The sequence below is a fragment of the uncultured Psychroserpens sp. genome (assembly GCF_947492715.1).
Taxonomy (GTDB): Bacteria; Bacteroidota; Bacteroidia; order Flavobacteriales; family Flavobacteriaceae; genus Psychroserpens.
This window is the reverse complement of the sequence record NZ_CANLNS010000006.1, coordinates 138,847-152,223: the sequence shown is the minus strand read 5'-3', so window position 1 is coordinate 152,223 and position 13,377 is coordinate 138,847. Positions and strand designations below refer to the sequence as shown.

The window sequence follows — 13,377 nt, the reverse complement described above, 5'->3', positions numbered from 1 at the left end:
AAAACCACTCTAAAAATAGAATGGTTTTTAATATATGTAAAGCAAGTTTATTGCTTTATTATTTTTTTACTGATACTATTATTGCCAGAATATAATCGAACGAAATATATTCCAGAATTAAAATTTGAAAGGTTCATAGTATCAACATCGTTTACTTCGTGTACTTTTTTACCTAAAACCGAATAGAGTTCAATTTTATCTATATTGCTAGTTGATGTTACATTGATGTAATCTGTTGCTGGATTAGGATGTATTGATATTTCAGTAATTTCAAAATCATCTACACTTAAATTGAAACAAGCCGTAAGATCTGGGTTTTGTTCTAATGGAGCTCCAGGTGTTAGGTCTCTACCAACAAATGCAGGGTAATCAGGAGCATATTTAATAGCTCTAAAAACAAGCCCGTTAACTGGTGGTGCCTCACCTTGAATATATGATGTTCCGTCGGCATTGCTTATTGGGTTTTGATATTCCCATACAATCGTATCACTCGCATCAATTTCAAAAATTTCTCCAGTTCGACCTTCACAAATAAGTGTGTTTCCGTTAGGCAGTCGTTGTGCACTACTCACAATTGCAGAATAAAAATCAGAATCTGCGGTAGGATCGGCTGGTAAATCGGAATATGTATAATCTGCTGCTAATGGCCCATAAGCTGTATCTGGCGTGTAAGAATAGATACCAGTGTCAGAAACAGGAGGATCTATAATTAAAACTTCAGAGAAATTAGGTTCTCTTCCATTGCCATTATTAAACAAAATTATTTTCCCTTCATCGGTTAGGCCATCTGCAATATAATGCGGATAATGCTGTCCGTATAATATACGATCTGTAGCCGTTCCTTGTTGGTACGATTGAGGGTTTCCCCATCGATATACGAAATCTCCACCTCTTCCTGAATTTCCTCCTGAACTTGTGGCAGCCTCTGCTGTCGTTGTAGAATGATCTATAATTAAAACTTCACTGAGGTTTCTAGAACTAATTACAATTTGATCGAAATTTTCATAATACTGAATAGAATTAAAATGTAACCAATTTTCACCACCAGAACCTCCATTTAAAAAGTTGATATCCATTTTTCCAGGGTTGGCTGAAACATCCCCGAAATTAGCTTTTGTGTTATCAAAATCTTGAATTAAGTGATCTTTTATATTCCATTCCCAAACCACATTCGCCTGATTGGTACCAACAGGTTCCACTTCAAAAATTTCCTCCATGTAGAGGCGTGTGTCAGCTAATAAAGCAGGGTTTCTTCCTTCGTCAATAGCTTCGGTATCTGTAATTGTTTTTACTGCAAGAATTAATACATTTCCGTTAGGCATAGGAAAGACATCATGATGTTGTCTAAATGTATTTGTATTATAGACATAAGACCATAGTAAATCTCCATCCCAATTATAGAGTTCTATAATACCACCTTGACCACCTAATGAAATATCACTAGAGCCATCTGCAAGCCGCCCAGCTCTGAGTAAATTTCCATTGGGTAATAAATATACGGCATTGCCAGGCAGGTAAGCGCTGGTCCATTCGTTAATGACTTCTCCACAATTATTTAATAAATACGATTTTGTATTTACGGTATAAAGGGTAAATGCTTCGAAAACATCTTCTGTAATAAATGTAGTTCCTAAAGTGTTTTGAGCAGATGAATTAAAATAAAAGAGTAAGGTAAGAGAGACGAGTAGTTTTCTTATCATAGCAATTGATTTGATAAACGGTTAGTGCTGTTTTTTTTGTAAACCTAACATTTAAAAGGCAAAAATAGTTAAGACAAGCCATATTTAACAAAAAAAAGCCACCTAAATTTAGGTGACTTTTTTTAATGTATAGATATATTAAATTATCTATTCTTTAATGCTCGTTTTTCGTTGATCGTCATTCTGTGATCAGAAAAACGTCCTTGAGCAATTTGCGTATCATTACTATCAGTAATTGTAAATGTATTTCCTGCTTTTTCTATAGTAAACGATGTAATTGCATTACCGTTCCCATCATTAAGTCCACCATCATTTAGTGGAAATAAAGACGATAAATCAACAGATTCTACAAATACACCTGCTTTCATAAAATCTATAGAAGCTGGAACATTGCTATTATCTGTAGCCGAGTTACCGTTGGCAGTCCAGAAACTTGCATCAATGATATAAGTACCATCAGCGTCAGAACCTAGAATAGTTAATTCTTCAGGACAGTCGTTATAACTAGTTTGAATATAAGCACCACCATAGATTAATTCTAAATCTAAGTCTAACCCATTATCTATATCACAAGGATCAGCACCGCTTTCGAGGTAATCTCCAGCCCAATTTAATCGAGCTACTAGGTCGTTTCCAACAAAGTCGTTAATAGTAATACTAATATCTTCTTCGATAGTTGCTTCCATTAAAGATGTAGCTGTTAATCTTAAATTAACTGTTGTTGCACCTTCAGGAATGAAATCTTGAATAGTTTCAATATTTAGCTCGATAGCTTCAGTAAAAGGAGGGAAGGATGCTACGTATCCTGTTCCGCCCAAATATCCATACTGGAACCAACCAGATTCAAACCATGTAGGATAAGGTACTTCAATAGATTCAAATTGAATTCTGTCTAAGAAACCGTTACCTGTAGTAGGATCCCCATCTGTAGGGTTTGCTGTCGGTACTGGATTTCCATCTGCGTCTAAAATATCAATCCTGATATCTATTTTTTCTGAAACTGGGTATTCTACGTCTATATTGAAGACTGCAGTTTCTCCTTCAGTTACTGTAACTGAATTGTTCGCCAATCTTAGTTCTGGTTTTCCTCTTCTAGGAATTGAATCATCATTTTCACATGAAAATGAGACAAGACCTAATAGAAATACAACAACTAAAGAGTAACTTATTTTTTTATGTATATTTTTCATGTTATTCAAAGTATTAAAGTGGTGTATAAACTGAAACTCCGTTTTCGCCATAGCCTTCGCAGAACCATGATATGGTGACAACACCTGTATCTGGATCAACAGAATTAACGCCTCCTTCTAAAGGAATAACTAATCCCCAAGGATCATTTTGGTCTACCCAAGATATTTCACCGCAATTTTCTGTAAAAACAACATCGAAGCTCGTTGGGCCTGTACCATAAGCATCTGCATATGGTCCTGAGCTATACAAACCGCTAGACATATCAAATACACGATACATACCATCACCTAAGGCCTCAATTTCTATATCGGTAGTTTGAGGATTGTAAGCTGGTAAGAAATCATGATATCCATATGTAGTTGTTACGCTGTACATACCTCCAATATCTGAAAAACAAATACCATTAATAGTAATTACTAATGTTCTAAATTCATCTGCAACTTCACCATTAGTAGCTGAAGTAATATTTAATATCAATGTTTTCGGATTGTCAACATCTATAACATCTGAGTAGAAATTGATATCCAGTTTTGCAAATTCTCTGTCTGCATCAATCGTTACTGACTGAGACGGGTTTACAAAATCAAAATCGGTTCCAGCAACGGCAGTTGAACTTTGATCGACTTCAAAGTTTACTGTAATACTTGGATTTGTTGAAAAATCATTTCCACCAAATAAAACAATATTTTCACTAAATAGATTTACTTGTCCGTCAGTTAAAAAAGCAGGACCAGCAGAGCTATTATTAAATCCAACAACAAAAGGTGTGTTGGAAAGGTCTTCCTCTATTTGAAGAGCATCGTCATCCACTAAACATGAAAATGTTAAAAGTGGAATTGCAAATAATAAAAGTTTAAATTTTTTCATCTTTCAATTTTTTTAGTTTACATCCCAGAAAATACTGGTATTAAATGCCGAAGCATTCGTTTGTCCATATTCAGAAACGTTAGCTGTATTACCTACATATTCTGAAGTAGGGTAGAGCATACGCTTAGGTTGAGTTGCTTGACTAGCAATATCTGGTAATGGCATATTACTTGGGTATCCGGTTCTGTTGAACTCGATCCAAGTTTCTAATCCGTTAGTACCACCAAGTGCAATCCATTTTTGAGTAACAATGGCCTCAACTTTATCGGCAGTACCATCCCATCCGATACCGTTAACATTATCAGAATCTGTTAAATAAGTTCCTAGGTTAGCACCTAATCTATTAAATGAAGCGGTAATGCCATCTTGAAATAATGATTTCGCACTTGCGCCTCCAGATAAGTAACCACGATGTGTAGCTTCTGCTTGCAAGAATAAAGATTCTGCAGCAGTCATAATAATACCATCTTGAACAGCAGAACTCAATAGACCTTGTCCTATTTTAGAAGGTTGCCCTTCACCACCTTGGGTGTTACCTTGAATAGTGGCTTGTCCACCTCTTACTTCGTAAAGTCTAGATAATCTAGCATCAGACACACCATTGGACGTTCCGTTTAATAATTCTACTAAGAAGGTTGTTGGTCCCGTAGCGGTATTACCAAACAATTCACTACCAGTTTGACCAAATTCACCAGGGTTAAATCCGTATGTTGCAGCGAATGGATTTGATTTACCGTTCTCATCTGTATAACCAGGATTTATAGTGATATCTTCACCTAATCCAATAAAGCCAGAACCGCCATTTAAACTAGCAAATTCTTCCTGAAGGTAAGATTGTGTTGCTCCATCTTGATCTGCAAGATTCATAAGACGTACTAGCAACCTTAATTTAACGGTATTACCAAAACGTTTCCATAGGTCCATGTTACCATTAAGCATAACATCATTACCGCCCATATTTACAACAGTAGACATATCGGTATTATCTATTTGGTTAATAGCGCTATCTATTTGATCTACTAAAGCTCTATAGACTTCTGCTTGAGCGTCATATTTCGGGAAAAGATTTGCTCCACGTTTATGAGCTTCAGAATACGGAATATCACCATAGGTGTCAACTAAATATTGAAAGTAAAACGACTTTAATATTTTCGCAGCTGCTTGGTAGTAATCATAATTGGTTTCACCTTCGTAATCAATAATGTTAGAAAGGTTTCCAGTTCTAATGTATAGACCATCCCAAATATCATCGTAAAAATCTGCTGTTACTTGTTGAGAAAATTCAACGAAGTATGGCGCTTGTATTTGTTGTGCATTTCCTGACCAAGTAGCAATCATAGTATTCCCTAATTGGTTCATACGCGACATCAATAAAGCCGATGGCCTCACTTGCGCACCAGGCATTACTACCTCAGGTAATAATTCATCTACAATAACACCGTTTGGATTCTCATTGACTGATACATTTTCACAAGATTGTGTTAGCATTCCAAATGCCAATAACAATCCGAAGAGTTTTATATATGTTTTCATAGTTATCAGTGTTTAAAATGTTAAGTTAATATTCATAGCATAAAATTTTGTTGGAGGTGTTTGTCCAAAACCTCCTAGTCCTTGTCCAATTTCTGGATCATTATAGCGTCTGTTTTCTCTAGGTAAAACATTTACTAAGTTTCTTCCACTAACTCCTAATGATAAACCTTGAATAAAGGTCTTTTCAAGATACTTTGCAGGTACAGTATATCCTATAGAAATTTCTCTAAGTTTAAACGCTGTAGCATCTAAGATGAAATTTTCATCTACACCAGTAAAATCACCACTTTGAACAAAAGATTGGTACTGTGCATATGGAGTTGGTCCACCATAAGAAGGACCAGTTAATACGGTTGTATTGTCTGTTCCTGTTCCTTGTACTGTTGAATTAGGAAAGATAAAATGTCCTCTTCCATTTTCAGCAGTAATAAATGAACGACCTTGACCAGTTAGGTTATTAAAAATTGGAGAATAAAATACATGACCTGTTCTGAAATCGGCTGTAGCAGATAATCTAAACCCTTTGTACTTAAATTCAGTTGCGAAATTTAATATATAATCTGGAGTTGTAGTTCCTAGAATTTTTAAAGGATCCGATTGAGGCACACCATTGGCATCTACAATCACACGTCCTTGATCATCTCTCTGGTAAGCACTACCTTGAATTACTGGAAATTCTTGACCTTCAATTGCGTAAAGATTTGGTAAACCTCCTGCAAATATTGGAAGCGAATTAGAATCATCAGAAACTTTTACAACCGTTGTTTTCGATGTACTAAATCCAATATTACCATTCCATTCAAAGTCTTCTGTTTTGATAGGTGTAAACCCTAAATCAATTTCAAAGGCATCTGTTTCGGTTTTACCAATATTAACGATAGACGATGTAGCACCAGAAGAACTAGACACTGCTGTATTTAATATTTGATCGGTATTAGTATAAAAAGAAGCGGAAGCGTCAAGTGTAAGTCTTGGTTTACCACCTCTATTTAAAAACTCTAAATTAAGATTGGTTTCAAAAGTAGAAACAAATTCTGGTTTAATACCTGCAACGGCAGTTCCAGTTGGGCTTAAAAATGAGTTAACACCACCTGCAAACGGGAATCCTGCACCTTGAACACCTATTTCGAATAATCTATGCGGTGTTAATGCTCCAACATTACCAACTCTTACATAACCAGCAGAAACTTTTGCTCTATGTAAAATATCGCTCTTAATTTCTGGGAACGCTTTTGTTGGTATAAATGATGCACCAATTGATGGATAGAAGAAGAATGTATCATCTACTGTTGGTGACTCTAATACAGAGTTCCATTCACCTCTACCTGTTAAGTTTAGGAATAAGAAATCTTTATAGCTTAAATCGATATTAGCAAATATTGCATTCTGCCTAGAGATTGTTCTATTATCTGTAATTTGAATACCACTTGAAATGTTACTCGCTGTATACAATCCAGGAATTGTAAGATCATTACCTTGAGTATCTAAGAAGTATGTTTTTCTTTCAGTAAAGTTAACACCTAATAATGATTTCATTTCTATATCATCTGTAAGGGTGTAGTTGAAATTATTAATGAAATCCACATAAAATCTACTAGATCTACCACCTTGTAATTGTAACGCCGATTGTATATTTCTACCATCACCTGTAATTGTAAATGTTGCGGTATAAGCGTTAGTGTAATCTGTAAAGTCATAACTCGAATTAACGGCATTGGCTCTGATTAAAGAACTAATGTTATCGTTAAATTGATAAGAAATTTCACCACTTAAATCACTTGTAAACTGTCTTGTAGATCGTCTCGAATTATTTTGAATCCAGTATGGACTATCGCCAAAAGCTGTCCAGTGATCGCCATTATCACCTGAGCTGAATGTTTCAATATCAACATCACTAGGTAATTGTGATAAGTTACCATATAATGTACCACCAGAATAGCCAGATACAACATCTGTTCTTTCTTTAATAAACCTAGCAATACCACTTACTGATAATTTACCAAAAGTTTTACCTGCATTAAGGTTAAAGAAATCCTTTACGTACTCATCATCAGGAATAATACCTTCAGTTTGTCTTTTGTTACCAGAGAAAGTGAAGTAACCTTCAGCATCACCACCACTTACAGTAACTGTATTTTGTAGCGTAATACCTGTGTCAAAGAATGGTCTTATATTCTCTTTCTTAAATTCATAAACTTCATCTCTAAAATCTGTGAATGTTGGGAAAGGTAATCCTACGGGTTGAATAGAACCATCATATTCTGGTCCCCAAGATCCTTGATCAATAGCATCTATTTCTCCCCAATATCCTTTACCGTAACGATCTTGAAGCTGAGGTAAAAAAGCAATATCTTCAAAAGTAACTGATGAGTTAACACCAACGGTTACTTTTCCACCTTCTTTAGTTCCTTTTTTTGTTGTGACAACAATAACACCGTTACCACCTCTAGAACCGTATAATGCTGCACCATTAGGTCCTTTTAATATTGTGACGTTATCGATGATGTCTGGATCTAAATTAGAAAAGATCGTTGCCGATGAAATCACATTGTCAATTACTACAAGCGCCGCATTATCTCCAGATAAAGATTTTGTACCTCTTAATCGTATTTGAGTGTTAGGCGTCACACCAGTATTGATGGTGTTAATTTGTAAACCAGAAACTTTACCAGCAAGAGCTTGTACGGCATCTGGGTTGTTGGCAGCGTTAATCTCGTCTGCTTTTAAATTTTCATAGGCTGTGGTAATTTCATCAGGTTTTCTTTTAATACCTACAGCAGTTACAATAACTTCGTCTAAAGATTCAGCATCTTCTAACATTGTTACATTAATGACATTAGGATCACCTACTGTGATTTCCTGAGTTTTTAAACCGACGTATGAAAACACCAAGATAGCTCCTACATTGGCATTTACATTATAATTTCCGTCAAAGTCTGTTTGTGTTCCGGTTGTCGTTCCCTTTATTAAAACATTAACTCCGGGAATTGGCAAACCGGTATTGTCTACGACAGTTCCGGAAATGGTTTTTTCTTGTGCTAACGTAAGTTGCACAGCTAACAGCAATAAAAGCGTCAGCACTTTACTAAGCGTTATTTTCATATTGTTGATTTGATTAAAATTGGTCTAGCCCAAATTTCATAATAAAAAGCTAAAGAAACAATCAATCCGTGAGAAAATTTTGATTTTTTTTAAGAATTCATTCAAATTAGAATTGAGTTGTTAAACTTAAATGAATTTTTGAGTCCGATAATCTGAATTTTCTTTGCTCTGTTTTTCCACTAGTGTAGTTAAATCGAAACAAGCCTGCTTTGGTGAGTAATCCGAATCCGAATCCGAATCCGAAAAGTTTTTCTTTTTGATTTGAAATCTGATTTTCGAAGTAGGCAGCATCTATTACAGAATGCACATAAATGGTAGAGTTTAACTTATATCTGTATTCCGTATTAAGTACGGCATATAAATTTGCAATGAGACTATTTTCTTCAAAACCACGAATAGAATTAATACCTCCAAATCTGGGTAATTCATTTTCTAAATAAGTATCTGATACCAAGTAATTGGCATTTATTCTTCCGTAGAAACTATTCTTATCGTTAAGATTGAAAATCTTAAACGTATTAATATAAAAATTAGATTGCTTTTCGTCAAAAGTCTCGTAAGACCGATTTCCAAAACTAGAAGATACATCGAATAAGAAGTTTATTGGGAATAAACGATCGTAATGTTGTCGTTTAGTAAATGTATAATTAATAAGGTATTGATTAGAGTCATAATCGGTAATTGATGCTGTTGGAATGTCTAATAAATCTGTTGATGTCACCGATTGAATTCCTGCTGAAATTATATGTTTACTATTAATTTGATAATTTATTTTTGCTGTTTGACTTACCGTTAGGAAGGAGGAGTCTCTTTTGAAAATATTTAGATTTAGATCCAGTCCTACTGGCGAATTAAATATATAAGGAGTTGTTAGTTTTAAATCAAACGTTTGTTGATCATTTTCGTCACTTTTATATAGAAGTTTTAAAGACTCTCCATAATTAAGATTATTAGTAAGGTTTAAATCGAGGTACCCATCAAATTCAATTTTATTGGTGGACTCATTGGTTCCAAAACCTAAAAAACCATCAAATGTATTACTTCTAGCTTTTTCTATATACATATATAATATGGTAGAGTCTTGAGTAAAAAGCACTTCTGGGTCTTTAATTTGATTTGCAAACACCAAATCATTTAAGACCGCCGTTTTGTCTTTTATGTTTGCTAAACTAAAAACTTCATTTGTTTTAATTTTCAAGTAACGGTTAAGAAAGGATTTTGGAAACTTTTCATAGCCTTTAATAATAATTTTATCTGTAGTTCTTGATTTAGGTTCAGAAACAGATAGTTCTCCAGACAGCGTATACTTATCAATCTTTTTTATATCCTTAATTATTAAGGAACTAAACGGATTGCCGCGATTGGCTATTTCCGTATTAATCATTTGTAACGTGCTTTCGAGATTTGCAATTGGAATAACAAGCGCATTCTCATCTAAAAAATCTGTAAGTTTTAAAATGGCAGGATCTACTAGGTTGTTATGAAAAACGGTAATCGTTTTGTATTTTGTTTTTAAACTGAAACTGGCAAGATATGAGGAGTCGTTCTGCTTTTTTAAATGAAGTAATTCGTTTTCTATATACCCTATTTGTGTTAGCTTTTTTTGAAGTTGTTTGACTTCGCTTTCTAAAGACAGATAATCACTAAAGGTTTTTTTATATCCTAAAGAATCAATGGTTTTGGTTTCTTTTTCGGTGTTGCCAACTGAGCTTAAATATAAATTTTGAGCACACAATTTTGTTGACCATAATATATATAGGAGTAATAATAAAGGACTAATTTTTCTCAGCATCAATAGAAATATTCTTCAAATCTAACGGAAATATATCAGTAAAAATATCCACGAATGAAAATAAATTAAGAAACTTTCTAAAATTAATCGTTGTGGATTTGAATTATTGATATTTATTTCTACCTTTGCAGCCCTCTAAGGAGAGGGTTTAATAAAAAATATATAGTAATATATGCCAACAATTTCACAATTAGTACGAAAAGGAAGAGCCAAAATAACTAAGAAGAGTAAATCGGCTGCTCTAGATTCGTGTCCACAAAGACGTGGTGTGTGTACTCGTGTTTACACGACGACGCCTAAGAAACCAAACTCAGCAATGCGTAAGGTAGCAAGGGTTCGTTTAACAAACGGAAACGAGGTTAATGCATACATCGGCGGTGAAGGACACAATTTACAAGAGCACTCGATAGTATTAGTTAGAGGTGGAAGGGTAAAAGATTTGCCAGGAGTTAGATATCACATCGTTCGTGGTGCCTTAGACACAGCAGGTGTTGCAGGTAGAACACAACGTAGATCTAAGTATGGAGCAAAACGCCCTAAGAAGTAATTTAAAACTTTAAGAAGAAGACATGAGAAAAAGAGCAGCAAAAAAGAGACCGCTTTTACCAGATCCAAAATTTAACGACCAGTTAGTAACTCGTTTCGTTAATATGATGATGTGGGATGGAAAGAAGTCTATCGCTTTTAAAGTATTCTATGATGCAATTGATATCGTAGAATCAAAGAAAACTGACGATGAAAAAACAGCGTTAGAGACTTGGAAAGATGCTTTATCTAACGTTATGCCTCACGTAGAAGTACGTAGTCGTAGAGTTGGTGGAGCGACATTTCAAATTCCAATGCAAATTCGTCCAGACCGTAAAGTTTCAACTGCAATGAAGTGGTTGATTGGATACGCAAGAAAAAGAAATGAAAAATCTATGCCTCAAAAATTAGCAGCTGAAATTTTAGCAGCAGCTAAAGAAGAAGGAGCGGCTGTTAAAAAGAGAGTTGATACTCATAAAATGGCAGAAGCAAACAAGGCATTCTCTCACTTTAGATTTTAATTAACGACATGGCAAGAGATTTAAAATTTACAAGAAATATAGGTATTGCTGCACATATTGATGCAGGAAAAACTACTACAACAGAGCGTATTCTTTATTATACAGGTGTTTCTCACAAAATTGGTGAAGTACATGATGGTGCTGCAACAATGGACTGGATGGAGCAAGAGCAAGAAAGAGGTATTACAATTACTTCTGCTGCTACAACTTGTACTTGGAATTTCCCAATGGAGAATGGACAACCAACTCCTGATACAAAAGGATACCACTTCAATATTATTGATACTCCTGGTCACGTTGATTTTACCGTAGAGGTGAATCGTTCATTACGTGTATTAGATGGTTTAGTATTCTTATTTAGTGCAGTTGATGGTGTTGAGCCACAATCTGAAACTAACTGGAGACTAGCTGATAACTATAAAGTTCCTAGAATTGGTTTTGTTAACAAAATGGACCGTCAAGGATCTAATTTCCTTGCTGTTTGTCAGCAGGTAAAAGATATGTTAAAATCAAATGCAGTGCCAATTGTATTAAACATTGGTGATGAAGCAGATTTTAAAGGTATCATTGATTTAGTAAAAAATAGAGCTATCGTATGGCATGATGAAACTCAAGGGGCAACTTTTGATGTTATTGACATTCCAGAAGATATGAAAGAAGAAGCTCGTAAGTATCGTGCACTTTTAATCGAAGAAGTTGCGGGTTATGATGAGAATCTTTTAGAAAAATTCATGGAAGATGAAGATTCTATTACAGAAGACGAAGTGCACGCTGCACTTAGAGCTGCTGTTATGGATATGTCTATTATTCCTATGATTTGTGGTTCTGCTTTTAAAAATAAAGGTGTACAGTTCTTATTAGATGCTGTGTGTCGTTACTTGCCTTCTCCAACAGATAAAGAAGGTATTATAGGTACAGATCCTAATTCAGGTGAAGAGATTTTACGTAAGCCAGATGTAAAAGAGCCTTTTGCGGCTTTAGCATTTAAGATTGCTACAGATCCTTATGTTGGTCGTTTAGCATTCTTTAGAGCATATTCAGGTCGTTTAGATGCTGGTTCATATATCTTGAACAATCGTTCAGGTAAGAAAGAGCGTATCTCTCGTATCTACCAAATGCACTCTAATAAACAAAATGCTATCGATTTTATCGAAGCAGGAGATATTGGAGCAGCAGTAGGATTTAAAGATATCAAGACTGGTGATACTATGTCTGATGAAAAAAATCCTATCGTTTTAGAATCTATGGATTTCCCAGATCCAGTAATTGGTATTGCTGTGGAGCCTAAGACTAAAGCAGATGTTGATAAATTAGGTATGGCTTTGGCTAAATTATCTGAAGAAGATCCAACATTTACGGCTAGAACAGATGAGGCTTCAGGACAGACAATTATTTCTGGAATGGGTGAGCTTCACTTAGATATTATTGTAGATCGTTTGAAGCGTGAGTTTAAGGTTGAAGTTAACCAAGGACAGCCTCAAGTAGAGTACAAGGAAGCTATTACACAACGTGCAGAACACAGAGAGGTTTATAAGAAGCAATCTGGTGGACGTGGTAAATTTGCCGATATTGTATTTACATTAGAACCTGCAGATGAAGGAACTGTTGGATTACAGTTTGAGTCTTTAATTAAAGGTGGTAATGTTCCTAAAGAATTTATCCCATCTATTGAGAAAGGATTTAAAATGGCAATGGTTAATGGACCATTAGCAGGATACGAAGTTGATTCAATGAAAGTAACATTAACTGATGGTTCTTACCATGATGTGGATTCTGATCAATTATCGTTCGAATTAGCAGCAAAACTTGGATTTAAAAATTCAGCAAAAGCGGCTAAAGCAGTAATCATGGAACCAATCATGAAACTTGAAGTTATTACTCCAGAAGAAAATATGGGTGATATCGTAGGTGACTTAAACCGTCGTCGTGGTCAAGTAAGTGATATGGGAGATAGAGCTGGTGCAAAAACTGTAAAAGCTACTGTGCCATTATCTGAAATGTTCGGTTATGTTACAACATTAAGAACATTATCTTCAGGTCGTGCAACATCAACAATGGAATTTTCACATTATGCTGAAACTCCTTCTAACATTTCAGAAGAAGTAATCAAAGCAGCTAAAGGCGTAGAAGCTTAAAACTAAAAGAA

General features: G+C 35.0%; 9 protein-coding genes. 3 read left to right on the top strand and 6 right to left on the bottom strand.

Annotated features, from left to right (window positions below):
• Window positions 1-47: 47 nt before the first annotated feature.
• From Q0787_RS14985 to Q0787_RS14960, 6 genes are all read right to left on the bottom strand, one after another.
• Window positions 48-1,700 (bottom strand): aryl-sulfate sulfotransferase, encoded by a 1,653-nt coding sequence (locus Q0787_RS14985; RefSeq protein WP_298903643.1) that lies wholly within the window; start codon window positions 1,698-1,700, stop codon window positions 48-50.
• A gap of 143 nt (window positions 1,701-1,843) precedes the next feature.
• On the bottom strand, window positions 1,844-2,890 hold the full coding sequence (locus Q0787_RS14980; RefSeq protein ID WP_298903642.1) for a hypothetical protein: 1,047 nt from the start codon (window positions 2,888-2,890) through the stop codon (window positions 1,844-1,846).
• 13 nt (window positions 2,891-2,903) lie between these two features.
• Entirely contained in the window at window positions 2,904-3,758 is an 855-nt protein-coding gene (locus tag Q0787_RS14975) for a hypothetical protein (RefSeq protein WP_298903641.1), read from the bottom strand.
• Window positions 3,759-3,770: 12 nt separating this feature from the next.
• Window positions 3,771-5,291, bottom strand: coding sequence for a SusD/RagB family nutrient-binding outer membrane lipoprotein (locus Q0787_RS14970; RefSeq protein ID WP_298903640.1), 1,521 nt, complete (start codon window positions 5,289-5,291; stop codon window positions 3,771-3,773).
• 12 nt (window positions 5,292-5,303) lie between these two features.
• On the bottom strand, window positions 5,304-8,393 hold the full coding sequence (locus Q0787_RS14965) for a SusC/RagA family TonB-linked outer membrane protein (protein WP_298903639.1): 3,090 nt from the start codon (window positions 8,391-8,393) through the stop codon (window positions 5,304-5,306).
• A 106-nt stretch (window positions 8,394-8,499) separates the two neighbouring features.
• Window positions 8,500-10,185: a BamA/TamA family outer membrane protein gene (locus Q0787_RS14960; protein ID WP_298903638.1), complete on the bottom strand. Its 1,686-nt coding sequence runs from the start codon at window positions 10,183-10,185 to the stop codon at window positions 8,500-8,502.
• Window positions 10,186-10,357: 172 nt separating this feature from the next.
• On the opposite strand from Q0787_RS14960, the gene rpsL reads away from it, so the two are divergent.
• The 3 genes from rpsL to fusA are packed head-to-tail and all read left to right on the top strand — an operon-like array spanning window position 10,358 to window position 13,366.
• Window positions 10,358-10,732: a 30S ribosomal protein S12 gene (gene rpsL, locus Q0787_RS14955; protein ID WP_008269190.1), complete on the top strand. Its 375-nt coding sequence runs from the start codon at window positions 10,358-10,360 to the stop codon at window positions 10,730-10,732.
• A 22-nt stretch (window positions 10,733-10,754) separates the two neighbouring features.
• Window positions 10,755-11,231: a 30S ribosomal protein S7 gene (gene rpsG, locus Q0787_RS14950; RefSeq protein ID WP_298903637.1), complete on the top strand. Its 477-nt coding sequence runs from the start codon at window positions 10,755-10,757 to the stop codon at window positions 11,229-11,231.
• 8 nt (window positions 11,232-11,239) lie between these two features.
• Window positions 11,240-13,366 (top strand): elongation factor G, encoded by a 2,127-nt coding sequence (fusA, locus tag Q0787_RS14945; protein WP_298903636.1) that lies wholly within the window; start codon window positions 11,240-11,242, stop codon window positions 13,364-13,366.
• The last annotated feature ends 11 nt before the right edge of the window (window positions 13,367-13,377 follow it).

Excerpts from the sequence above, each read along its gene's own strand:
- Q0787_RS14985 (WP_298903643.1), bottom strand. The coding sequence starts at position 1,700 with ATGATAAGAAAACTACTCGTCTCTCTTACCTTACTCTTTTATTTTAAT.
- Q0787_RS14980 (WP_298903642.1), bottom strand. The coding sequence starts at position 2,890 with ATGAAAAATATACATAAAAAAATAAGTTACTCTTTAGTTGTTGTATTT.
- Q0787_RS14975 (WP_298903641.1), bottom strand. The coding sequence starts at position 3,758 with ATGAAAAAATTTAAACTTTTATTATTTGCAATTCCACTTTTAACATTT.
- Q0787_RS14970 (WP_298903640.1), bottom strand. The coding sequence starts at position 5,291 with ATGAAAACATATATAAAACTCTTCGGATTGTTATTGGCATTTGGAATG.
- Q0787_RS14965 (WP_298903639.1), bottom strand. The coding sequence starts at position 8,393 with ATGAAAATAACGCTTAGTAAAGTGCTGACGCTTTTATTGCTGTTAGCT.
- Q0787_RS14960 (WP_298903638.1), bottom strand. The coding sequence starts at position 10,185 with ATGCTGAGAAAAATTAGTCCTTTATTATTACTCCTATATATATTATGG.
- rpsL (WP_008269190.1), top strand. The coding sequence starts at position 10,358 with ATGCCAACAATTTCACAATTAGTACGAAAAGGAAGAGCCAAAATAACT.
- rpsG (WP_298903637.1), top strand. The coding sequence starts at position 10,755 with ATGAGAAAAAGAGCAGCAAAAAAGAGACCGCTTTTACCAGATCCAAAA.
- fusA (WP_298903636.1), top strand. The coding sequence starts at position 11,240 with ATGGCAAGAGATTTAAAATTTACAAGAAATATAGGTATTGCTGCACAT.